Annotated in this window: 18 protein-coding genes; 4 read left to right on the top strand and 14 right to left on the bottom strand. The window is 34.6% G+C overall.

Annotated features, from left to right (window positions below; genetic code table 11):
* Window positions 1-3 precede the first annotated feature (3 nt).
* From SB689_RS14320 to SB689_RS14295, 6 genes are read right to left on the bottom strand one after another with little or no spacing between them, the layout of a single operon-like run.
* Complete coding sequence (locus tag SB689_RS14320; RefSeq protein ID WP_410692803.1) at window positions 4-2,178, bottom strand: N-acetylmuramoyl-L-alanine amidase; 2,175 nt, start codon at window positions 2,176-2,178, stop codon at window positions 4-6.
* 19 nt (window positions 2,179-2,197) lie between these two features.
* The gene (locus SB689_RS14315; RefSeq protein ID WP_410692802.1) at window positions 2,198-2,680 is read right to left on the bottom strand and encodes a DUF4280 domain-containing protein; all 483 of its coding nucleotides are present in this window, start codon (window positions 2,678-2,680) and stop codon (window positions 2,198-2,200) included.
* A gap of 14 nt (window positions 2,681-2,694) precedes the next feature.
* A complete protein-coding gene (locus SB689_RS14310) occupies window positions 2,695-3,504 on the bottom strand; it encodes a hypothetical protein (protein WP_410692801.1) in 810 nt (269 codons plus the stop codon).
* A 2-nt stretch (window positions 3,505-3,506) separates the two neighbouring features.
* On the bottom strand, window positions 3,507-4,514 hold the full coding sequence (locus SB689_RS14305; RefSeq protein WP_410692800.1) for a TssN family type VI secretion system protein: 1,008 nt from the start codon (window positions 4,512-4,514) through the stop codon (window positions 3,507-3,509).
* A 9-nt stretch (window positions 4,515-4,523) separates the two neighbouring features.
* Window positions 4,524-5,459 (bottom strand): hypothetical protein, encoded by a 936-nt coding sequence (locus SB689_RS14300; RefSeq protein ID WP_410692799.1) that lies wholly within the window; start codon window positions 5,457-5,459, stop codon window positions 4,524-4,526.
* Window positions 5,460-5,465: 6 nt separating this feature from the next.
* Window positions 5,466-6,065, bottom strand: a complete 600-nt coding sequence (locus SB689_RS14295; protein ID WP_410692798.1) for a C40 family peptidase — start codon at window positions 6,063-6,065, stop codon at window positions 5,466-5,468.
* Between the two features lie 160 nt (window positions 6,066-6,225).
* Between SB689_RS14295 and SB689_RS14290 the strand changes: the two genes are divergently transcribed.
* From SB689_RS14290 to SB689_RS14275, 4 genes are all read left to right on the top strand, one after another.
* Window positions 6,226-7,290 (top strand): PKD domain-containing protein, encoded by a 1,065-nt coding sequence (locus tag SB689_RS14290; protein WP_410692797.1) that lies wholly within the window; start codon window positions 6,226-6,228, stop codon window positions 7,288-7,290.
* Window positions 7,291-7,381: 91 nt separating this feature from the next.
* Window positions 7,382-9,856, top strand: a complete 2,475-nt coding sequence (locus tag SB689_RS14285; protein ID WP_410692796.1) for an AAA family ATPase — start codon at window positions 7,382-7,384, stop codon at window positions 9,854-9,856.
* A 560-nt stretch (window positions 9,857-10,416) separates the two neighbouring features.
* Entirely contained in the window at window positions 10,417-11,838 is a 1,422-nt protein-coding gene (xylE, locus tag SB689_RS14280) for a D-xylose transporter XylE (RefSeq protein WP_410692795.1), read from the top strand.
* A gap of 346 nt (window positions 11,839-12,184) precedes the next feature.
* Window positions 12,185-13,213, top strand: coding sequence for a LacI family DNA-binding transcriptional regulator (locus SB689_RS14275; protein WP_410692794.1), 1,029 nt, complete (start codon window positions 12,185-12,187; stop codon window positions 13,211-13,213).
* A gap of 483 nt (window positions 13,214-13,696) precedes the next feature.
* Here the strand turns inward: SB689_RS14275 and SB689_RS14270 are convergent, their stop codons facing one another.
* From SB689_RS14270 to kduI, 8 genes are all read right to left on the bottom strand, one after another.
* Window positions 13,697-15,310 carry a UxaA family hydrolase gene (locus SB689_RS14270; protein ID WP_410692793.1) on the bottom strand — a complete coding sequence of 538 codons (1,614 nt, stop codon included), beginning with the start codon at window positions 15,308-15,310 and terminating at the stop codon, window positions 13,697-13,699.
* Window positions 15,311-15,316: 6 nt separating this feature from the next.
* Window positions 15,317-16,780 carry a tagaturonate reductase gene (locus SB689_RS14265; protein ID WP_410692792.1) on the bottom strand — a complete coding sequence of 488 codons (1,464 nt, stop codon included), beginning with the start codon at window positions 16,778-16,780 and terminating at the stop codon, window positions 15,317-15,319.
* Between the two features lie 180 nt (window positions 16,781-16,960).
* Complete coding sequence (locus tag SB689_RS14260; RefSeq protein ID WP_410692791.1) at window positions 16,961-18,490, bottom strand: MFS transporter; 1,530 nt, start codon at window positions 18,488-18,490, stop codon at window positions 16,961-16,963.
* A 15-nt stretch (window positions 18,491-18,505) separates the two neighbouring features.
* Window positions 18,506-19,171, bottom strand: a complete 666-nt coding sequence (locus SB689_RS14255; protein WP_410692790.1) for a bifunctional 4-hydroxy-2-oxoglutarate aldolase/2-dehydro-3-deoxy-phosphogluconate aldolase — start codon at window positions 19,169-19,171, stop codon at window positions 18,506-18,508.
* Window positions 19,172-19,366: 195 nt separating this feature from the next.
* Window positions 19,367-20,374, bottom strand: coding sequence for a sugar kinase (locus SB689_RS14250; protein WP_410692789.1), 1,008 nt, complete (start codon window positions 20,372-20,374; stop codon window positions 19,367-19,369).
* Window positions 20,375-20,645: 271 nt separating this feature from the next.
* The gene (gene uxaC, locus SB689_RS14245; protein ID WP_410692788.1) at window positions 20,646-22,043 is read right to left on the bottom strand and encodes a glucuronate isomerase; all 1,398 of its coding nucleotides are present in this window, start codon (window positions 22,041-22,043) and stop codon (window positions 20,646-20,648) included.
* Window positions 22,044-22,061: 18 nt separating this feature from the next.
* On the bottom strand, window positions 22,062-22,844 hold the full coding sequence (locus tag SB689_RS14240; RefSeq protein ID WP_410692787.1) for a gluconate 5-dehydrogenase: 783 nt from the start codon (window positions 22,842-22,844) through the stop codon (window positions 22,062-22,064).
* An 8-nt stretch (window positions 22,845-22,852) separates the two neighbouring features.
* Entirely contained in the window at window positions 22,853-23,689 is an 837-nt protein-coding gene (gene kduI / locus SB689_RS14235; RefSeq protein WP_410692786.1) for a 5-dehydro-4-deoxy-D-glucuronate isomerase, read from the bottom strand.
* Window positions 23,690-23,931 lie beyond the last annotated feature (242 nt).

Here is a 23,931-nt window from a genome sequence, read left to right as displayed (position 1 = left end):
ATTTTATTTTAAATACTCTTTAATTGCATCGAAAACAATTTGTCCCTCTCCTTTTTCTTTGGGAGCTAAATGTTCATGACAATCAATTTTGCTTATATCTAGACTATAATAATTTAATAATGCCTTAACAAGACATGCAACTGATTTCGCTTGCTTTTCAGTTAAATTTTCCCATCCAGCAACTGGGTTTTGGCCTTTCAAGCCTAATGTTGGTTTACCATCTTTATCAATTGCAAAACCAACGACCTCAATTCCTACAGATTTTGAGTTCCATCCTGCACAATGCCATGTAACTTTTGCTAAATTTGCAGTTTGAGTTATAACTCCATCTTTGCCTACTATAAAATGTGTTCCATAATGATCAATCCCTCCACTCTTGTTTTTTCTTCCATTCTTAAAAGCATTTTTACACGCTTGTGTTGTACCTCCTGCTGTCCTATGTAAAACTATTTTTTGAATACTTGTTTTTGGATCTTTGAATAAACCATGTTCAATAATACTAATATGATCTTTTATAACCTTTGAATGATTTATAAAGCCATCTTCAAACTTAAATGCGGTAGTACATATACAATCATCTGAACCACTTGGACATAAATTATTTTCATTTGGGGTTTCTTTTTCATTTAAACTACAACAATTTTGAGGATACTTAAAAACAACCTTTAATGCATTAACTGCGTTAACTCTTTGATTATATCCATTTATAGAGGATGATTTTGTCGCATTAGGTTTATTAACTAATCTTGAAGTATCAAAAACACTATCTTTATCAGCAAATGGATTTATATTTCCTTTATCATTATATCTCCAATACCATCCACTAGATTTAGCCGCAATTTCAATATTTGTAGAAACCAGTTCTGGGTTATTTACAACGTCAAATTTTGAATCTTCTTTAAATTTTTGGTAGTTTCCTTTCAACGTTAGATGGATAAATCCTCTTCCTCTGTATGGATCATACCAAAATTTATCATCCTTACCTCCTTCCACACTTCTCATAAAAGCGCCTGTTTCATGATAACATTGTGCAAGAAAGTGGATTTTTCTAATACAAGATGTTATCTCATATTTTTCGAACGTACTTTTTAATACTTCCGCAAATTTAGCATAGGATTTATCATTAAATTTTTCATGTCCTCCTGTGAAAAGTAAATCTTTATTCCATTTGTAAAAATTTTCACCCGCATCGTCATAGGTTGCTTTTCTCATTGCAATTACCATTTCTCTTAAAGTTTCGGGTGTAATTTCTTTATTACAAAAACATTCACATTCTTTATTTTCTTTCTTCTTCTCATCAGGTTCAAACACCGTCACCACCTTATTCCCCGTATTCACAGGAGGATTAGTCCCTATTTGTTTTTTAAACTTTCTTTTAACAATAACCTCTTCAATCACAATCCCTTCATAAATTTTTTCGGTATCAACACCACTGCTTACGGTCTGCACTTTCACATAATCAGGATTTTGTACATCTACATTTTTACTTACCGATTTATGCTCGGCAGTTTCCACGACTACATAATATTCATGAAGCTTGTCGTGACTGCCATCCATCATGGCATTGGCAATTTTAGCAAAATTGACATTCAGCTTAAATTCATGTACCATAAAACCTTTTTTATTCAGAGGTTTTTTGATGTAGGCTACCCTATTATTTTTATTCTTTGGACTGTCGCCACCACCCTGAGCATCATCTTCGTACAGACTTAACTTCATCATTTCGTTCTGCATATTCTGGGTGTAGACCTTTACTTTTATAGTCTGACCATACTTCATAACCGTATCGTCCTTGATAGGAGTATCATCTACTTTAAAAAGATCCACACGTGTGATTTTCTTCTCAATTCCCGGCAGAACTTTGATCCTTAATCCCGGCGGAATACGCTTTTCAGGTTCATAAATATAAGCTTCCAGCATCAGTTCGCTTCCAACCAACGATTGATTGGTTACTATAACAGGAACGCGATACCCAATTTTGGGAGGAGTTCCGGCTTTGGGTGTCAGCTCGCGCCAATTACCCTGATGTTTAAAATCTAAAGCATACAATTTCCATCTTGCGGCGTCTACTTTCTTTTTATCATCAAGATCGTATATTCGGCTTACTTCATAATAAGCCGTCTCACCAAGACGAATCTCGGAAGGACCTTTTATTTGCGAAATACCTTTTTTGCTCATCGTGTCTTTGTGTTAAGATTTACATATAATCTGCTTCCTCTTCTTCCATTTCCATATCTTCTGCCATCTCTTTAAAATCAAAAAACGGACATATTTCTACCAAAACATGGTTGTCTGCATTTTTGAAATTCTGAGAAGTTATCTCACTTGTCTGTCCGTGGTTAATGATGTCTATACAATCTTTTCCTCCTATGGGACAAGTGGCCTTGCTGTCTTCCAGCAAAACTTTTCCTTTATTATCTTCTATTACTATTTTTTCGTAATATCCGCTCCACTCTGTTACTACAGCCTGACAAGGATTATTGTTCATTTTTGCACAGCTTCCGAAAGTATTTTTTTCAAAGGTTTTCCCGATGTCTTTGTGGGTAGCCGTTAATTTTTCTTTTCCATCTTTGTCATTGATGTAGCGTTTGCTTTGGGTTTTCACCTTCAGCTTGTCCGGCGTAGTTCCGAACTTACATTTGCAGGTTGCTCCCTGACATACTAAATGTTTTTCGCTCATCTTATGTTGTTTTTTTATAATTGATACAATTCAAAATTGATCAACCTTACATTTTTTTCATCCCTACTTTGTAGACTGATTTCTGCTTGTATCGAAAAAACAGAACCATCTTCTTTATTAAATTGATAGGTTAAGTCTACTTTTCCAACACAGTTATTTTCCTCTTCATCTGATTCTGCTATTTTTCTATTATTAATAATTTGCTCACAACTTCTCGGATCGATACATTTTCCTGAAATTCTCATCACTCCTTTTCCTTCTTCTGATAACTTAGAATCTATAATTTTAATGTTATATTTCACTTTATTCTTAAAAGGAAATACAGGCAGATACAAATCAAAATCATCATTTTCTTCTTTTATATAATCCCGAAACGGTAAAAAATAAAGACGATAAAAAAGGCTATTCAGAATCCTGTTTTGTATTATATTTTTTGATTCTAATTCATCTTCTACATTTTTTATAAGCTCTTGTGTCAATTTTCCTTTATAATATTCTTCAAGCTTTGGTTTTAGGCTTTTCCAACGTTTTCTAATTTCATCTAAATTACTGATATGCTTCAAATTACCATTTTCCAATGTTTCTACTTCCAACGGAAAAAATACATTTCCAATTTTCTCAGAAAGCTGTTCTATAACAAGATCCGGAACTTTATCATTAATTAATATATTCTTTCGTCTGATAGAATATTCAAAAGGTTCAAGCCTTTCAATTTCAGTAATAAAAGTGAGTTTGCTTTTTTCTTTATCGTTTTCAAAAAGAGTCTGCACAACACTATATTCTTTACGGAAAGGATATTTTTTCTCTAAAATATTCTGAATCATCCTTATTGATTTTGATCTATTACTTCTACCTCTTCTTCTTTCTTAGCGGATCTTTTTCTTTCATCTTCTCTTGTAAATTCGTAGTCAGTTTCTTTAATTTCTTCTCTTTCATCGGCCATTACCTGTTCTGTTCTCAGACAAAAAACAACGCTGTTTTCTTCAATTCCATTCATGTAAAGAGTAAGATCAGGGTCAACATATTTGGTAGCTTCATACCATTTGGGTTGCAGAAAAAACACCCAATTAAACAATCCGTTTTGGTCTTCAATCTGAATCTGACCTCCCGGATGTTTATCATTATAATCTAAAACGAAATTATAGAAAAGCTTTCCGAAATCTACTCTGGTTGGTCCTTTTGCCCGATAAACACTATACTTTTTAGCATTTTTATCTTTATCCATTAAAAATGTAAACACGACCATATTTTTCATTTCCGCATCGCTTAATCCTTCATCATCTTTATAATTTTCAGGAAACATCCATGTTTTATAAATTTTTGGAGGAATAGACATTGCTCTGTTGAAAGTATCATTAAGAAATGTCGGAATAAAGAATATAATAAAGTGTCCAAGCATCAGATAAACAAAATCCGATGAGTTAAGGAAAGTATATATCAATGAAAACGGAATCAGGGCATACAACACAGTTATCAAAGCAAAAAGATATTCTGTTCCTATTTTTTGAGAATCAAACTTGTTGAAAATATTTCTGTAAAGAATGCAATGGATAATCCCCATAGTCAATGATGAGATCTGATAAAAAATAAATTCATATAAATTATCATTAGAAAAAAGTTTATTATACCCAAGCAACGCCGCTGTAGCATATATAAAAGCAAAAGAAAATAAATAGGTGTAAAATTTACCTTTATATTTTTGTTTAAAAGAGGGCACTTTCTGACCAAAAACCATGGTCAGAATTATACATAAAGCCAAAACGATGAATAGCATCACCAAAAGTTTTGGATCTAAAAGATTAATAAAATATTTTTTTATGTTTATCTGTGTCATATCATTGTGTTATATCCTTGTATTATATCCTAAAACAGGGGTTTCTGTAGTATTAAATTCAAAATCCTGTTTTTCTTTCGGCAGGAGAATAATCGTATTTATTTCCACTTCAATGGGGAAAAAGTGATCATAAAACATTTCAATAAATTTTTTCTTTTTTCCTTCATGAATATAATCGATGAAAGAAGAGTTTTTCAGAGGCCCAATCTGCAGATCCAAATGACATGAATAATCATCATATGTTGTCCCTGCAATAAGATCTAATCCCAGCCTATTCATGCCCAATTCAATGCTTTGGCTTTCGTCCGAATACTCATGATGTCCTTTATAGGTTACACTCACATTTTCTTCCAATAAAATAGAAAGAATGTGACATGCCTCCTCAATATTTCCTACAATTTTATAGGCAAAAGGCAATAATCTTATAAATTTTGAAATCAATAATGGCGGAAAATCTTTGTCGATACCCCAAAAATCATAAAACATTTCCGGCGCCAGATAACTGTTTAATTCAAATAAAAAATCATTCTCTAAATTTTCAACATTCACGCCATAGCTGAACATCTCATTATCAAAAGGTTGAAAAAAAATTCGGGCAGCTTTCTGTTGTTTTTTTTGAGTCTGATACTCTCTGATCATTACATCAACATCCTTATTCGGAGTATCATTTTGGGTTTGATGAGTAAGGTTTTCAGGAAGCATATCATAGATGCTGTCTCTGGAAAGATTAAGTTTCAGCATTTGCTTACTGTCGTAGTCATAATCTGTAACTTCAGACTGTAAAATATCAAATCGATAGGCACGTGAAAACTGTCCTTCTTTTTGGATTACATATTGATTTTCGTCAATTTCGTTATTTTTAAGCAAGTCATTAATAACAACCTCCGCTCTTATATCATGTTTTAAAGCATTGATTTGCTTTGTAAGATGTTCTAAGTTTTTCATGGTTTATTATTTTTGCTTTAAACGTCCTGCAGCAACGTATCTTAACTGAAAATATTCATCATTGAAATTGTAGATGTTAAGGCCGTTTGTGGTACATGCTACAATCCTGTCGTTATGGAGATAAATCCCAACATCAGAGATGGGATGGCTTTTATCATAACGGAAAAACAATATGTCTCCTTCCTGTAAGAAAGATCTTACTGTAAATAACTGAATATCTTTAGATCTGAAAATACCGTCCGGTGTTTTAGAAAAAGTTTCTCCGTAAACATCACTGAAAAGTGCCTGCACAAAATAAGAAGCATCAACACCAATATTTTTTTCAAGCATTTGTTTTCTGTACGGAGTTCCCAGCCAGCCATCGACATAAGAATACAGTTTGTAATCCTTAATATCTTTAGGCATCACCCCCATAAGGATAGAGTATTTTTCTTTTACTCTTAAAGTATCATCGCTTAAACCTTCTGAATTATCATCTACTATAGAATAAGTAGATGTAGATATTTCTTTTTTTTGAGTCTTATCCTTCAAATATTCATCTGAAGAATAATTGTAGGGAATGTCTTTTATATATTTCTTTGCCCCGCACGAAAGGAGAAGGAGCATAACAAATATATGTATATACCTGTTAATGAATTTCATCGGTGTTGTGTTTCGACAAATATATAAATTTTTTTGAAATAAATAATTTAATTCTCTTTTTTTTGAAAAAATTTTTGCCATATAAAAAATACTGAATATATTTGTCCGAACACAAATGACATCAATGACAAAAAATAATCACACATTTTTCCAAAATGTAGATTACAGAATCTACATTAGCCTTGGAATCTTGCTTCTAGTAAGCCTTTCTCTACTTCTATACCAATATACAAGACATGTCGATTGCGATGATGCGAAGTTTTTTATTCATGCAGATGAATATGTAATTAACCGTGTTGTAGAATATCAGGATAATACAAAAGGAGCCCAAAATTGGGAATGGGATTTTGGTGATAGCACAGCTATAGATAGAAGACAAATCACTTTCCATAAATATAAAAAGCCCGGAAATTATATTGTAAAATTAAAGATAAACGGGAACTGTATTCATGAAAAATTACTTACAATTACCAGCATTAGTCAGGAAACAGGATATTTACCAACTATTATTGCTCCGAATGTAGTGACCATGGGAGAAAGCATTCAGTTTGACGCCGAAAAAGAAGGTGGAGAATCTTGGGAATGGAGTTTTGGAGAAACTTCCAGAACCGATGCTTTAGGAAAAAATCCAAGCTACAAATTTAAATCTGTTGGCGAGAAAAAAATTACTCTAATTGTAAACGGAGATGTAGAACATACTGCCGTAAAAACAATTTATGTCGCTCCAAAAACGATTAAAGCAAAGCAAAAAATAGATATTCAGTCTTATGAATTTGAAAAACAGTCCGTTGCTTTTTCATTGCCAAGAGGAGCCGCACAAAAAGATCCTTTGGTAGACATGCTTCAGTACATTCCGGTTTCTCCAAAATCTAAATCGAAAAAAGACTCAATTATCGCTGAGAAAAAAGCACCGGAAATTTCTAATGAACAATTTCAACTACTTCTTAATCAGGTAGCAGCACAGGCAAAAACAAAAGATGATTTTAAAGATTATCTATGCGGAAATTTTGAAATTCCTGTTGTTATTAATGATAAAAAATTAATGCCTTTCGGGCAATTCTGCCAGAATATTATGGGCAAAAAAATCAAAATTACAGCGCTTAGACTTAATAAAGATTCCAAAAACTGTATCCAAAACATCAATGTTCAGTATAAAGTGAAAAAAATGATGCTTTGGGTGAGAGATTAATTAAAATCCTTAAACATATTCTTTAATAAAACTAATAATATGCTTAGTTAGGGAACAAAACTTATTATTTAAGTAAAAAACACAAAGCCTTATGAATCAAAATGAAATAACCTATAGTCAGGAAGTTACAAAAGCACTAAATATTGCTCAAAAAATAGGTCGAGAAAACCTTAACAAATACTTCAATAGTGCACATTTGCTTAAAGCTATGCTCAACAGAGATCTTGGTCTTTTGAAACAGTTGGAAAATCTGGGAATTGATGTTTTTTATCTTGAAGAATGGGCAGAAGTAAGGATCGAAGAAAGTCCTAAATCTTCAACAAATATTTACTCTTGTGAGCCGGATGAAATCATTGATGAGATCTTTGCAGAAGCCGATTCGGTAAGAGAAATTCTGGACGAAGAGGAAATATCTTTATTTGCTGTGATGACTGCGATCAGTTCTCCAGGAGTGGCATTCAGCTTTGATCAGATGAAAACTTTTCCAACCACAAGAAATGAATTACTGAAAGATGTTAATTCATTTGGATTAAAAACCGAATCTGAACCTTCAATATCAAAAAAGACAAGTAATACTTTTATCAAAAAATACTGTATCAATAAAAATGATCAGGTAAAAAGTAAAAACAAAAAAGAACTTTTAGTAGGTCGAGACACGGAAATTAATAAAATCACAGAAATTCTTTGCCGTTTCAGTAAACAAAATGTATTAATAATTGGTGATCATGGCGTTGGAAAAACAGCATTAATAGAAGGTTTTATTCAAAAAAATATTGCAAAACAAATTCCGGATGTGCTTTCCGGTCTTCAAATTTTCGAGCTGGATATGGGCGTTTTGGTTGCCGGAGCTTCTTATAAAGGTGAAATCGAAGACAGAATCAAAAGTATAGCTCAGGAATTTAAAGCTTTTCCAAAATCTGTTTTAATTATTGAAGAATTTCATTCGCTTTTTGGAAATCAAGGTTCAGATTCAGGGATTGTCAATCTTTTGAAAAGTGAAATATCCAATGGCTTGACGATTATTGCAACCTCAACCATTGAAGAATACACGAAAAAAATAGAAAAAGAACAAGGTCTCGCAGGAATGTTTGAACTTCTAAAACTGGAAGAAACAGAAGATGAAACCCATCTGAGAATGCTGAAACAGACTTTAGAAGATTATCAGATTCACCACAAAATTAAGGTGGATGACGAAACCATGAAGGAAGCTATTCGCCTTTCCAAGCGATACATGAAGGAAAAAAGTCTTCCCGCTTCTGCTATCGATCTGATTGATCATACAATGTCTGTGTTGAAAACTGCAGGAGAATCTTTTTTAAAGGAAAAAAATCATTTATTAACCAAGATTATTCATCTTGAAGATAATTCCAACAATTATAGTGATACTGAACAAAAACAGCACTCCGAGTGGCAATTAAAAGACTTGATTGAAAAAACAAAATATTTAATCAGCACGTCAGATATATATAAGGAAGAAGGTCAAATTCCTGAATTTGAAAATGCGGACGAAATTTTGAAATATTCAAGAGAATTAATTAATAATGTTGAAAAAATAGCTCAACAAAAAAGAACGCATATTACAGAACTTGATTTAGCCTTAATAATTTCTCAAAAAACAAACATCCCGATCGGAAAACTGAAAGAAGAAGAAAAACAAAGGCTCAACGACATGGAAAATGTCTTGGCAAAACGTGTTGTCGGGCAAGATCATGCTATTTCCATTGTTTCGGAAGCTGTGTTGGAAACCCGTTCAGGACTAAGTAAAGCCGGACAACCCATCGGATCATTTTTCTTTTTAGGCCCAACAGGAACCGGAAAAACCGAGCTTGCAAAGTCGTTGGCAGAATTTTTATTTCAGGACGAAAATGCAATTATCCGTTTTGATATGTCTGAATTTAAAGAAGAACATTCCGCGGCGTTGCTTTATGGTGCGCCTCCTGGATATGTTGGTTATGAAGAAGGTGGACTTTTAGTGAATAAAATCAGGCAAAAGCCCTACTCTATTGTTCTTTTTGATGAAATTGAAAAAGCGCACGCATCAGTTTTCGATGTTTTTTTACAAATTATGGATGAAGGAAAACTTCATGACAGACTTGGAAAAGAAGGTGACTTTTCTAATGCAATTATTTTATTTACATCCAATATCGGTTCAGAATTTATTGTTGAATCTTTTGGAAAAGGTGAAATTCCGCCTTCATCTAAATTAATGGAAATGATGAGTCGTTTTTTCCGCCCGGAATTTTTAGGAAGATTAACTGAAACGATTCCTTTTGCTCCAATCAGCAGAGAAAACGCATTGAAAATTTTCGAAATTCATCTTAAAAAAGAACTTTTAGATCTTGTAAAAAATCTAAATATCGAATTAATTATTACTCAGGAAGCCAAAGAGTTTTTATCAATGGAAGGTTACGACATTAAGTATGGGGCTAGACCTTTAAAAGGTATTATCAGAGGAAGTTTGAGACGACCTTTGGCTAAAAAAATTGTTGCAGGAGAATATAAAGAAGGTGATAAAGTAGAAGTTTCTTTGGAAAATAACGATCTGATTTGGAAGAAAATTAATTAGACTTACATTTTATGTTCAACCACAAAATGCACAAATATTTTCACAAATAAACACAACGTTGCTATCAATAGGAGCGAACTTTAGTCCGCTTAAAAATAGATGAAAGATGGTTGGCTTTAGCCAAAGCTTAATTTTTCAAGAATAAAGTTTAGATTTTTTCAAGAATCCAAGATGTGACGAATCAATAGTAAACTGTTTGTATACTCAATTTTCAACATCGTGCAATCAATTATCCAAATTCAAACTTCGGATACCATTTTGGGAGAAAAAATCATTGAAAAATTCTTTTATTTATAATACTTATCATAAAATTTACAATAAGACTATTCCTTAAACGCCTGTAAATAAATACTCAAGAAAACAGTTACCATAACAATTCACAAATTCATAATAATTTATTGAATATTGCATAAAATTATTACATTTAGGAGTTAATAAATAGTTAATTCTAATTATTTAAACATTTATCGATTTTAATTACAATTAAATGCAATCGATTACATTTTTGAATTTAAATATTAGAATTAATAAAAACCATCAATCACAATTAAAACTAAACTATGCAAATTATAGATTCGGGACCGAAATATTCTTCAGGCACAAAAGCGCAGATTAACATGATGTACGTTACAGTATTGACGCTGGTTGCCACATTGGGCGGACTTTTGTTCGGATATGACACTGCAGTAATTTCGGGAGCCGAAAAATCAATTCAGGAATATTTGATCATTCCGCTGGGATTAAGTTCATTAGCGCATGGAGCAACAATTTCAAGTGCTTTAATTGGCTGTATCATTGGAGGAGCAGTTTCGGGGTATTTTTCTACAAAACTGGGGAGAAAAAAATCATTGATGCTTGCTGCATTTTTATTTTTCATCAGTGCTTTGGGAGCTGCTTATCCTGAATTTTTATTTTTTAAGCACGGGGAACATTCAATGGGAGTTTTGCTGGCTTTTAATTTTTATCGAATTATTGGCGGTATCGGTGTTGGACTTGCCTCTGCGGTTTGTCCGATGTACATTGGGGAAATTGCCCCTGCCGAAGTTCGCGGAAGATTGGTTTCTTTAAATCAGTTTGCCATAATTTTCGGGATGCTGGTCGTTTATTTTGTCAATTGGGGAATTGCCGACGGAAAAAGCATTGAATGGATTAACCAGATCGGATGGCGCTACATGTTCTTATCATTAACGATTCCTGCAGTATTGTTCGGAGTTCTACTATTTTTCGTTCCGGAGACACCCCGTTATCTTACTTTGATTAAACAAGATGATGAAGCCTTGAAAATTTTAACCAAAATAAATGGCGAAGCAAGAGCAAAAGAAATATTTTCTGAGATAAAAGGAACCGTTGCAGAACATAAAAGTGAAATTTTCGCTTTCGGAAAAACAGTCATTATAATTGGGATTTTGCTTTCTGTTTTTCAGCAATTTGTAGGAATTAATGTGGCTTTATACTATGCTCCGAGGATTTTTGAAAGTATGGGCGTTCATAAAGATGCATCCATGCTGCAAACTGTTGTGATGGGATTGGTTAACGTAGTTTTCACCGTTGTTGCTATTTTCACGGTTGATAAATGGGGAAGAAAACCTTTATTGATCATCGGTTCTATCGGAATGGCGATCGGAATGTTTGCAATCGCTATTTTCTCTTATTATCATATTATTGGGATTGCAACGTTGGTTTTCATTATTGTTTATACAGCCTCTTTTATGATGTCTTGGGGACCGATTTGCTGGGTTTTAATCTCAGAAATTTTCCCAAATAAAATCAGAGGAAGTGCTATTGCTATTGCGGTTGCAGCACAATGGGCAGCCAATTATTTGATCTCTTCAACCTATCCTTTTATGATGGAATTCAGTGGAGCTTTCACATACGGTTTTTACGGAGTGATGAGCGTTTTATCATTAATTTTTGTCTGGAAAATGGTTCCTGAAACAAAAGGAAGATCATTGGAAGACATTGAAAAAATCTGGAAAAAATAAAGTATTTTTTATATCAGTTAGTAAAATAGGGCATCGATTTTTCGGTGTCCTATTTTGGTTAAATTAACCACGCATTTTTGGTATTTAAATTCATCATTAATTGTCATTTTTTATGATAAGCACCATTGATTATATGCAAGTACAGCTTTTTATCTCATATAGAAAACAGCCTTAAAACAAAGATAACTAAGCATTTAAACAAGTTTTATCTTTAATTTAATCATAACCAACCATAACCTGATATAAAATACATAATATTTCCTTTCTGATAGTTATAATTTGATTAAATTTACCTCAACAACGTATATCGTTTTGATATATAAAAAACAGCTAGAAAAACTCATTTATGAATAAGAAAAGTGCCACCATATACGATATTTCAAAGAAAATTAATGTGAGTGTGGCTACTGTTTCCAGGGCGCTTAATGATCATCCGAGGATAAGTCAGGCAACAAAAGATTTGGTGAAGAAAACCGCCAAAGAAATGAATTATAAACAAAATAATCTTGCCAAAGCTCTTAAAAGTGGTGAAACAAAAAATGTAGGAATTATTGTTCCTTTTGTTAATACCAACTTCTTCTCCTCCGTTATCCGCGGAATTGAAGAAGAACTTTCTCCGCACGGTTATCACGTAATTATTTGTCAGAGTCACGAAGATGTCAATATTGAAAAAAGACATTTGAATACTTTGCTGAATGCTCAGGTTGACGGGATTTTCATGTCCGTTTCAAGAACGACAATTGATACAGAACATATTCAGAGTATTTTAGATACAACCAACACGCCAATCATCTTTTTTGACAGAAAAAAGGATATTCCGGGCATCAGCACCATCGTTATTGATGACTATCGAGGCGGTTACATGGCTACCGAACATCTAATTAAAGAAGGTTATAAAAATATTTGTCATTTTGCGGGAGATCTTAATCTCGAGATCTATCAAAACCGTCTTAATGGTTATAAACAGGCATTACTTGACCATAATTTCCAGGTTAAAGAAGACAATATTATCATCACAGGAAGTTCGATTGATGAAGGAATTGATGCCATCAAAAAACTTTGGGACGGAAAATCTGTTCCCGATGCGATCTTTTCATCCAGTGATTTTGCAGCGTTGGGCGCTTGTCAGGAATTAAAAAAACGTAAGATTAAAATACCTCAGGAAGTAGCGGTTATTGGTTTCTCAAACGAGCCTTTTACCCAGTTTATGGAGCTTTCGATGAGTTCTGTGGATCAAACTCCCGTTATCATGGGAAAAATGGCCGGACAAGTATTTATTGAAAGCGTAAAAGAAAATGGTTCCGGAGTTTCTATTGAGAAGAAAGTGGTGCTGGCGCCGCAGCTTTATATTAGGAAGTCTTCGAAAAGGAAATAGTTTTTTATATTGATTTTCTTTTGTCTTGAAACAAAAGAAACAAAAATTCAAGACTTGGAAACTTCCACTAAAAAATATTTTTGTTCTCTAAAAATCCCAAGACTCGTGCGAATTTGACATTTGTTCTTCGATTTGATATTTGTCTCGCACTCAAACAGTGGGATTTTCTTAACGTTTACAAAATTATTTTTCTTAACGCTCCATTTTCCTATGTCGTTATTGACAATTCACAGTGTAGTTTGTCATTCTGATGAAGGAAGAATCTCAACTTTATCATTAAAAATATTTAAGTTTTGGCTAAAGCCAATCTCGATTGTATATTTATTAAACGGGCTAAAGCCCGTTCCTATTGATGCAAACTTTGTGTTTATTTGTGAAAAAAATTTGTGTCATTTGTGTTTAAACTGAATTTCCTCCAAAAGAAAATGCCTCCCACAAATGTAGAAAGCATTTTCAACCCTAATATTTATATAATTAAAACAATTATAAACTTACTCCCCGTCTCCAGGGAATAAAATCGTTTTGATTTAAAATTGCGGCTTTTGTTTTTACCTCTCCACTTGCCACTTCGATGATAAATTCTAAAAGCTCTTCTGCCTTTTCGTCGATTGTTTTTTCACCTGTAATCACGTCTCCTGTGTTGAAATCGATTATGTCGGGCATTCTTTGTGACAAAGAAGTGTTTGACGAAATTTTCACCACGGGAACAACCGGATTTCCAGTTGGAGTACCCAAACCTGTAGTGAATAAAACTACGTTTGAGCCTGAGCCAACCAAAGCGGTTGTACATTCCACATCATTTCCGGGGGTGCATAATAAATTTAAGCCCGGTTCTTTGATATATTCTGTGAAATCAAGAACGTCATTTATTGGTGATGAACCACCTTTTTTAGCCGCTCCTGCAGATTTCATGGCATCGGTTATCAATCCATCTTTAATATTCCCCGGCGATGGATTCATATCAAAACCTGATCCTGCAGCAACGACTGATTCTTCAAAATCTTTCATTAACTGTAAAAATCTTTCTGCATCATTTTCATTCACACAACGATTCACTAGCTCCTGTTCTACTCCACATAATTCCGGGAACTCGGAAAGGATGGTTGAGCCACCGATTCCAGCCATTAAATCTGATAATTGTCCTAAAACCGGATTGGCAGAAATTCCTGAAAAACCGTCTGAACCACCACATTCCAATCCTAAAACTAACTTAGAAATTGGGGCTGGTTTTCTTTCAATTTCGTTGGCTTGTTTGATGGCTTCGTAAGAATCTTTGATGATTCCGTTTAGCATTTCATCAACCGTTCCGGACTTTTGTTGTTCGTAAACGATGATCGGTTTTTTATTATTCGGACTGATTTTTTGCAATGCATCCGTAAAAATCTGAACCTGTAAATTCTGACAACCAAGACTTAAAACCGTTGCTCCGGCTACATTCGGATTATTCACATAACCTGCCAATAACCTTCCTAACGCTTCCGCATCCTGACGAATACCGCCACAACCGCCTTGGTGCGTGATGAATTTTACATCTATATTTTTAAAAACCCTTGAGTTTTGATCTTCTTCAACAGCAGTTTCAGTTTCAGAGTTATTTATTAATGATCTTAGTAATAATTGATGCTTCGTTGCTTTTTCAAACAATAATTCTTTTTCAAAAACATCTTTTAAAATCTCCACATTCCTGTTCTCACAAAAGACTAATGGAAAAAATAACCAAACATTTTCTGTTCCGACCTGCCCGTCTTCTCTGTGATAACCCATGAAAGTTTTATCCTTCCATTTGTCAACATTCGGGGCAGTCCATGAAGTTGTCTCTGTTTTGCCTTCTACTTTTGCGCTTTGGTGCTTAACGTTTTCAGTCGTGATAACCTCTCCTTTCTGGATCGGCTGACTGGCTTTTCCCACCAAAACACCGTACATAATGATCTCGTCTCCAATCGCAAGATCTTCGGTCACGAATTTGTGTTTCGCCTTCGTGTCTTTTATAATGTCATAAGTAAGTTCACCCAAAGTAACAGTTTCCCCCTGCGTCAGATCAACCAATGCCACTGCTACATTATCTTTGGGATTTACTTTCAGTACTTTCTTTTGCATAATTTTTTAAGAATAAAATTGTATAAAGTTGTGATATGCAGTTTCGATATCGTTGTGATCTATTTCCCACAATGCTTTTGCTACTGCAGATTTCAAACCATTAACCTTTGTAAGATCTGTATCCCAGAAAGATGTTTCGCTTAAAGCCAATTCTGCGACTTTTTCGTAATCTTCGTTTGCCCAGATTTCTTTGAATCTAGTGACAATCACTTCTTCATCATTTATCGGTAGAGATTTTTCACCAAAATTCCCTTGATAGAATCTGATTAAACTTGCCAATGAGAAGGTTAAATTAAGCGGTAATTTATGGTTAATTTCAACATATTTTAACAAACTCGGAAGAATTCTTACCTTAAATTTAGAAACAAAATACAACGCGATACTTGCCTGATAATGCTTGATAAAAGGATTCCTGAATCTGTCGAAAACTTCTTCAGCAAAATCTTTCAATTCATTTTCATCTAAACCTAATGTAGGATTTACTTCATTAAAAATCGTTTCATTTAAAAATTTACCTAAAAATTGATTATCGATAGATTCTTTTACCGTTTCTTTTCCTGATAAAATCGCTGGAGCCAACATCAATGTATGACCACCATTCAAAATTCTCACTTTTCTTAAACGGTACGGTTGAATATCATCAACAACCAAAATCTGTTCGTCAATTTTATCAAAAGGAATTCTTTCGTTTAAATTTGCCGCATCCTGAATGACAAAAAGTAAAAATACTTCCGAAACAACCATCATCTGATCTTCGTAATGCAATTGGTCTTCGTACGTATCTGAGTCATCTTTTGGATAACCCGGAACAATCCTGTCTACCAATGTATTATGGAAATAATTATTTTGTTCAATCCATTGCACAAAGTTAGCTTCTAAATTCCAAAGTTGTGCATATTTTAAGATAATATCTCTCAACGCAAACGCATTGTCTTCAATTAATTCACATGGAATAATTCTCAATCCTTTGTCTTCCGCTCCATTGAAATGTTTGAATCTTTCGTGTAATAAAACGGTTAGTTTTGCAGGAAAATTCTTGTGCGGACCAGCGTAATCATTTTCTGATTCGTCATAAGCAATTCCTGTTTCTGTCGTGTTTGAAAAGATAAATTCTAATTCTTCTTCTTTCGCCAACGTTAAAAATTCATCGTAATTTGTATAAGGATTGATCGACTTCTGAATCGCAGAAATCACCTGTTTTGTATCAATTATCTCGCCTTTTTTAATTCCTCTCGAGAAAAGCGTGTATAAATTATCCTGCTCTTCCAGTTTATGAACCGAACCGCCCGCCGTTGGCTGAACGTTTACGATTCCTGCATTAAATCCTGCTTCTTTATTTAATTTATCAATCACATAATCTGTGAATCCTCTCATGAAATTCCCACCTCCAAACTGTACAATTTTGATTGGGAGTTTTTCCTGAGAACCATGTAATTCACGATTTAATTTTTGTTTTGTCTGATTTTCCATCTTTCTATTGATGATTTTATTTTTAACGCAAAGTCCGCAAAGATTTTTTGACTACTAACTGTTTTTAAGTTCGCAAAGGCGTTTCACTCAGCTAAGACCGCTATAAAATCTTTGGATCTATTTTTTATTTAATCAAACCTTCAAGATTTTTGAAACCTTGAAGGTTTAGACTGGATTTAATTATTTACTTATCACTTTATATTTAGGAACTAATGATTTCATTACTACCCATGCAATCAGGTAAGCGACTGCGCAGATTGAGAAAATGATCATGTATCCTTTATCAATTCCGTCTGAAACTACTGCTCCGGATTTTTTTAACTGCTCAAAGAAACCATCCGGTAAACGATCGTTGATGTATTGAGGATATTTTTCCAACAAAGGAACTCCGTCCACTGTTGACCAAGCTTTATGAGCGTGATCGAATAATACTCCCGAGGATTTATTAATAATGAATGAACCGATTCCTCCTGCCATTCCACCAATTCCGGTGATGGTTGCAATCGCTCTTTTAGGAAACATATCGCCAACTGTCGAGAAAATATTTGCTGACCAAGCCTGGTGTGCTGCTCCTGCAATACCAATAATTAAAACAGGAATCCAATATGTTGCAGTACCTAATGGTTGTGCTAAAAGTGCTAACAAAGGGAAAAATGCGAAAATTAACATCGCTTTCATTCTTCCTGTGTAAGCGTTCATTCCTTTCTTTTCAACAAAATATTTTGGAAGCCAACCTCCGATGATCGACAATAAAGTGATCATATAAAGAACGAATAATGGTAATGCACTTTGTGTGGAATCCATCCCATAAACTGAACTTAAATAAGCCGGTGTCCAGAATAAAAAGAACCACCAAACGCCATCTGTCATAAACTTTCCGAACGCAAAAGCCCAAGTCTGTCTGTAGCTGAAACATTCTTTGAATGTAAATACTTTTTCCGGAACAGAAGTATCTTCATTGGGAATATCGTCCTGATCCTGATTAATATACGTTAATTCATGTTCGTTAACTCTCTTGTGTAAATGCGGTTTTTTGTAAACAAATACCCAAAGTCCCATCCATACAAATCCTAAAGCACCAATAATGATAAATGCCCATTCCCAACCCATTGATTTTGCAATAAAAGGGATAGTAAGTGGTGCTGCCAAAGCTCCAACTGTTGCTCCTGCATTCCAGATACTTGTAGAAAATGCTCTGTCTTTTTTAGGGAAATATTCTGCCGTAGTTTTAATCGCCGCCGGGAAATTTCCTGCTTCACCAATTGCCAATACGAAACGTGCAAAAACAAATAATGTAACACTTGTACTGATGATTGCAGAAGTATTAGAAACCGTACCGATCAATTCTTTCGAACCATGAAAACCAGCTAACCAGTTTCCGGTAAGAATTCCTGAAGTTGCAATTCCACAAAATGCATGTAAAACCGCACCAATAGACCAAACACCGATTGCCCAAAGGAAACCTTTTTTAGTATCCATAAAGTCCACAAACTTTCCAGCGAAAAGCATTCCTACTGCGTAAAATATAGAAAATAATGCAGTGATGTTTCCGTAATCATTATTATTCCAGTGAAATTCGGGTGCGATAAAATCTTTCCACGTTAATGACAACACCTGACGATCCAAATAATTGATCGTAGTAGCGAGAAATAACAGAAGACATATCGTCCATCTGTAGGTAGTCGGCTTAAGAGATTTAACTGAACTCATATTAATATTCAGAATTTAGTTATTGTTTAAAGTCTGAATAATTTCCAGCACTTTTTTTGTTTCGTTTTCTATGGTTGTATAGTCTTTAGCAAGCATCAATTCTTTGCTTACCAATTTGCTTCCCATTCCTACCGCTGAAACACCAGCTTTGAACCAGCTTTCGATACTCTCTTTTGTCGTATCTACTCCACCCGTTGGCATGAATTTCAGATTTGGGAAAACATCTTTAATCGCGCTCATAAATCCAGTTCCTAAAGAATTTCCAGGAAATAATTTAATGAAAGTTACTCCTGAATTTTCAGCTTCGATAATTTCTGTCGGAGTCATACAACCTGGGCTGTACAACAAGTCTTTCGGAATTAAAAATTCTGCAACATCCGCCACAAAACCCGGACTGATAAAGAAATCTGCACCCACGTTGAAATATTCTTCAGCTTGTTGTACATTCTTTATTGTTCCGATTCCCAAAAGCATTTCCGGCATTTCTGCGTTACGGATTTCTACCATCTTCGTGAAATTACTCAACGCAGCTTCACCGCGGCTTGTATATTCTACCGCACGAATTCCGGCTTTGTAAAGTGCTCTCAATATCTCTAAAGTTACTGTATCATCAGCATTATAATACAGAGGTAAAACTCCTTGGTTGATGATGGTATTTGTAACTGATTGAATTTTTGTCATTTTGCTTAATTATCTTGTTTAAAAATAATTTTTGATGGGATTAAATCCATCCTTTAGTATGCTGTACTTGCAAGACTTTTTTTAAATCTTTTTTTAACGCAAAGAGCGCAAAGATTTTCTTTTTAAAAACTTGATGTATATTTTTAAGTTCGCAAAGGCGTTTCACTTAACCAAGTCCGCAATGTTCTAATTTAATTATCTCTTGATGCGTCCACCGGAATCCCCGTTCATAACTTCCAGAATATCTTCTGCGCTGCTGTAATTGATGTCACCTAAAATGGTGTGTTTGATCGCGCAGGCTGCGTTGGCGAATTTTAATGCTTTTTCGTCATCAAAATTGATTAAGCCATAGATCAAACCTGCTGCAAAAGCATCACCTGTTCCGATTCTGTCGACTACAGGATTAACTTCGAGTAATTCAGTTTCAAAATAATTTCCATCGACTAAAGCTCGTCCCTGCGTTTGCTGAGAACTTGCCGTAACTCCGATTCTTATCTTGTCGAAAATTTTATGAATAGAAGGACATTGCTGTTTTAGTTCTTTGCACGCTTCGATAAACCCTTCTTTATCTGACGAAAACTGAGTTCCGAGAATTTCATTAATTTCATTCACTCCACCGATGAAAATCGTTGAATAAGAAACCAATTCTTTCAAGACTTCGTTTCCGTTTTTGCCATATTTCCAAAGATTTGAGCGGTAAGCCGGATCTGAAGTAACTTCAATTCCCAGTTCACGGGCTGTTTTTAAACCTTCTTTCAAACTTTTATAAGCTGACTCAGAAATTCCAGGGCTGATGCCGGTCCAGTGGAAATATTTGCAACCTTCAAGGGCATTTTTCCAGTTAATTTGTTCAGGCTGAATATTTGCAAAAGAACCATTTAATCTGTTGTAAGCAATTCTGCTGGCGCGAACTGATGAACCTACTTCCAAAAAGTATAAACCTAAAGGATGCTCATTTTTGTTGATAAAAGTCGTATCGATTCCAAAACTTTTAATGAAAGAAACCGCCGATTCGCCCACAAAATCATCGGAAACACTGCTGATATGTCTCACGTCACAACCCATTGTTGCCAATGAAGATGCTACATTAAGCTCTGTTCCGCCGAAAAAAAATTCCATTTCGTGGCTTTGCTTCATCGTTCTGTTTCCGGGTGGCGAAAGTCGCATGATGACTTCTCCGAATGTGACTATTTTATTGCTCATGATTTTAATTAACCTTTTTAAATTTAAGGTGAATTTTAGTTTATTTTTTTAACCATTAAGATTTATTTAAGGAGTTTAGAAAAGTTAAGTTTGGCTTTGCCTTAAGATTATTTAAAATCAATTTGATTTTTCTTAATTCAACTTAACTTCTTAAATTTCCTTAATGGTTTAAAATTTTATTTTTATTTCTCACAGATTTCGCAAATTTCGCAGATGATTGTTTAAAAAAGATCTGCGTAATCTGCTAAATCTGCGAGAGTTTTTAATTCAATTAAAAATCAAAATAATTTTTAGCATTATGATAACAAATATCTGAAATTGTTTTACCAATCAGTTCGATATCATCAGGTAATTCACCATTTTTCATTTCTTCTCCAAAAAGATTACACAATACCCTTCTGAAATATTCGTGTCTCGGGTAAGAAAGGAAACTTCTGGAATCCGTTAACATTCCAACGAAACAGCTGATCAATCCCATGTTTGAAAGAGCATTCATCTGCTTGATCATTCCGTCTTTCTGATCCAGGAACCACCATCCTGAACCGAACTGTACTTTTCCTTTAATACTGCCGTCATTGAAATTCCCGATCATTGTCGCGAAAATCTCGTTATCGGCAGGATTTAAGTTATATAAAATGGTTTTCGTTAATTTATCTTTTCCGTCTAAAGTATTTAATAATTTAGACAAAGTTTCAGCCTGAACGAAGTCACCGATAGAATCCCAACCCGTATCAGGACCCAGAATTCTGTGCATTCTTTCGTTATTATTTCTCAATGCGCCCAAGTGGAATTGCTGAACCCAACCGTATTTATGGTAAGCTTCACCTAAGAATAATAAAATAGCTGTTTTGAACTGATTTACCTGCTTTTCAGCGATTACTTTTCCTGAAATTTTATCATTGAAAATCGTGCTAACTTCTGCTTCTGTAAACTCTTCGAAGGAAATATTGTTCAGTCCGTGATCGCAAAGTCTACATCCGTTTTCGTGGAAATATTCAATTCTTTTAATTAAAGCATCACACAAAGTCTGGTAAGAATTAATTTCAATTCCGGCTGATTCGCCTAATTTTGAAATATAATCTGCAAAGTTGTGGTTTTCAATTAAAATGGCTTTATCCGGACGGAAAGCTGTGCTCACTTTAATAGAAAAATCGCTTTTCGCCAAATCCTGATGATAATTCAATAAATCTGTAGGGTCTTCCGTTGTACACAGAGATTCTACATTCATCATTTTTAACAAACCTCTTGTCGATTTTTCAGGTGTCTGAAGCTGAGCGGTGATATTTTCGTAAATTTCTGATGCGTTGTCTGCATTTAATAATTCATCAATTCCGAAATATCTTTTTAATTCTAAATGCGTCCAGTGATACAAAGGATTTCTCAATGTATAAGGAACCGTTTTTGCCCAGGCCTCAAATTTTTCTTTATCTGAAGCATCTCCGGTGATGAATTTCTCGCTCACCCCCATTGTACGCATCGCTCTCCATTTGTAATGGTCACCTGCAATCCAAACCTTTGAAATATTTTCGAAAACAGTGTCTTCTGCAATATCTTTGGGAATCAAGTGATTATGATAATCAATGATGGGTTGTTTTTCTGCGTATTTGAAATATAATTCTTCAGCGTATTTATTTTGTAATAAAAAATTATCTGTAATAAAAGGTTTCATTCTAATCTAATTCTGTTGTTATTCATTAGCAGGTTTTCCGATGGTCGCTAAAATTCCGCCATCAACGTAAATGATTTGTCCGTTAACGAATCTGCTTGCGTCCGAAGCAAGGAAAATAGCTGTCCCAGCAAGGTCTTCCGGGTTGCCCCATCTTCCAGCCGGAGTTCTGTTAATGATAAAATCGTTGAAAGGATGTCCATCCACTCGGATTGGTTCTGTCTGAGAAGTTGCAAAATATCCGGGACCGATTCCGTTCACCTGAATATTGTGTTTTGCCCATTCTGTCGCGAGATTTTTAGTAAGCATTTTAAGACCGCCTTTTGCAGAAGCATAAGCGACTACATTGTCACGACCCAACTCACTCATCATCGAGCAGATGTTGATGATCTTTCCGGATTTTCTTTTAATCATATGTTTGCCGATTAATTTCGACATGATAAAAGGTCCTGTAAGATCTACATCGATTACTTTTCTAAAGTCTTCTACCTCCATCTCAATAGCGGGAACACGTTTGATGATTCCTGCGTTGTTGACAAGGATGTCTATTTTTCCATGAGTAGCTTCCATCAAAGCTACTTTCTGAGCGGCTTCCAGCTCGTCCGTCACATCAAAAAGATAACCGGTTGCTTTGTACCCTTTGTCGTGATAATAGTTTAAAGCTTCCTCTAATTTTGACGGGGTTGTGCTTGTGATCGCCAGTTCAGCGCCTGCAACAGCAAGACCTTCAGCCATTGCCATTCCTAATCCGTGAGTACCGCCTGTAACGACTGCTACTTTACCGGATAAATCAAATAAATTCATTAGAAAAATTACTTTAGTTCGTTAGTTTTGATACCGTCCATATCGCCGTAGTCCATATTTTCCCCTGCCATACCCCAGATAAATGTGTAGTTGGAAGTTCCAACTCCTGAGTGGATAGACCATTCCGGAGATAATACCGCATCATGATTTTTCATAAAAATATGACGCGTCTCATCAGGCTGTCCCATAAAGTGACTTACGGTTTGCCCTTCTTCCAAATCAAAATAGAAATAAGCTTCCATTCTTCTGGTGTGAGTGTGCGCAGGCATTGTGTTCCAAACGCTACCAGATTGAAGTTCTGTCATTCCCATTTGTAATTGACAAGTTTCAAGAACAGAATTTACAATCAGTTTGTTGATCGTACGCTTGTTGGCATATTTTTCTTCGCCCAATTCTACAATTTCGGCTTCGTTTTTCGTGATTTTTTTTGTAGGATAAGTATGATGTGCCGGAGCTGAGTTGATGTAAAAATAAGGTTGTGCATCACCTGATTTTTCAAAAATCACTTCTTTTGCACCTTTACCTATATATAAAGCTTCCTTGTTGGCAAGCTCATATACTTCACCGTCTACTGTTACTTTTCCGGCACCGCCTACGTTGATAATTCCCAACTCTCTCCTGTCAAGGAAATGTTGAGCTTTTAAATCGTCTGTCGGTTCCAGTTTCAAAACTTTTGTTGAAGGCATGATACCTCCTACAATCAGCCTGTCGTACATGGTATAGACCAATTTTATCTTATCTTCATTAAATAAATCATTGATTAGAAACTCCCTCCTAAGATCTTCAGTGTTATACTTTTTTGCATCTTCTGGATGGTGGGCGTAACGAAATTCTGATTGTGTCATACTACTTGATTTTTATACTTTTTCTTTTGCGGTTTTCTCAAACCTGTTAAACTTTGCGTAATCGATTGCATAAAATTACACTAAAATTTGATAGAATTACTGTTGGGATAAATATATAATTATTCTTTAATTAGTTAACAAAAAATTAATTTTAATTTATAATTAACTGTAAAACAGCTTAATAATTTTTAAAATTTAAAAAGAATAAAGAATATTTTATGGAATTTCAAGGTAAAAAATTA

This window comes from Chryseobacterium sp. SIMBA_038 (assembly GCF_046535115.1).
Taxonomy (GTDB): domain Bacteria; phylum Bacteroidota; class Bacteroidia; order Flavobacteriales; family Weeksellaceae; genus Chryseobacterium.
Note: the sequence above shows the minus strand (reverse complement) of the source record. Positions and strands in the feature narration are given on the sequence as shown.

Excerpts from the sequence above, each read along its gene's own strand:
- SB689_RS14320 (WP_410692803.1), bottom strand. The coding sequence starts at position 2,178 with ATGAGCAAAAAAGGTATTTCGCAAATAAAAGGTCCTTCCGAGATTCGT.
- SB689_RS14315 (WP_410692802.1), bottom strand. The coding sequence starts at position 2,680 with ATGAGCGAAAAACATTTAGTATGTCAGGGAGCAACCTGCAAATGTAAG.
- SB689_RS14310 (WP_410692801.1), bottom strand. The coding sequence starts at position 3,504 with ATGATTCAGAATATTTTAGAGAAAAAATATCCTTTCCGTAAAGAATAT.
- SB689_RS14305 (WP_410692800.1), bottom strand. The coding sequence starts at position 4,514 with ATGACACAGATAAACATAAAAAAATATTTTATTAATCTTTTAGATCCA.
- SB689_RS14300 (WP_410692799.1), bottom strand. The coding sequence starts at position 5,459 with ATGAAAAACTTAGAACATCTTACAAAGCAAATCAATGCTTTAAAACAT.
- SB689_RS14295 (WP_410692798.1), bottom strand. The coding sequence starts at position 6,065 with ATGCTCCTTCTCCTTTCGTGCGGGGCAAAGAAATATATAAAAGACATT.
- SB689_RS14290 (WP_410692797.1), top strand. The coding sequence starts at position 6,226 with ATGACAAAAAATAATCACACATTTTTCCAAAATGTAGATTACAGAATC.
- SB689_RS14285 (WP_410692796.1), top strand. The coding sequence starts at position 7,382 with ATGAATCAAAATGAAATAACCTATAGTCAGGAAGTTACAAAAGCACTA.
- xylE (WP_410692795.1), top strand. The coding sequence starts at position 10,417 with ATGCAAATTATAGATTCGGGACCGAAATATTCTTCAGGCACAAAAGCG.
- SB689_RS14275 (WP_410692794.1), top strand. The coding sequence starts at position 12,185 with ATGAATAAGAAAAGTGCCACCATATACGATATTTCAAAGAAAATTAAT.
- SB689_RS14270 (WP_410692793.1), bottom strand. The coding sequence starts at position 15,310 with ATGCAAAAGAAAGTACTGAAAGTAAATCCCAAAGATAATGTAGCAGTG.
- SB689_RS14265 (WP_410692792.1), bottom strand. The coding sequence starts at position 16,780 with ATGGAAAATCAGACAAAACAAAAATTAAATCGTGAATTACATGGTTCT.
- SB689_RS14260 (WP_410692791.1), bottom strand. The coding sequence starts at position 18,490 with ATGAGTTCAGTTAAATCTCTTAAGCCGACTACCTACAGATGGACGATA.
- SB689_RS14255 (WP_410692790.1), bottom strand. The coding sequence starts at position 19,171 with ATGACAAAAATTCAATCAGTTACAAATACCATCATCAACCAAGGAGTT.
- SB689_RS14250 (WP_410692789.1), bottom strand. The coding sequence starts at position 20,374 with ATGAGCAATAAAATAGTCACATTCGGAGAAGTCATCATGCGACTTTCG.
- uxaC (WP_410692788.1), bottom strand. The coding sequence starts at position 22,043 with ATGAAACCTTTTATTACAGATAATTTTTTATTACAAAATAAATACGCT.
- SB689_RS14240 (WP_410692787.1), bottom strand. The coding sequence starts at position 22,844 with ATGAATTTATTTGATTTATCCGGTAAAGTAGCAGTCGTTACAGGCGGT.
- kduI (WP_410692786.1), bottom strand. The coding sequence starts at position 23,689 with ATGACACAATCAGAATTTCGTTACGCCCACCATCCAGAAGATGCAAAA.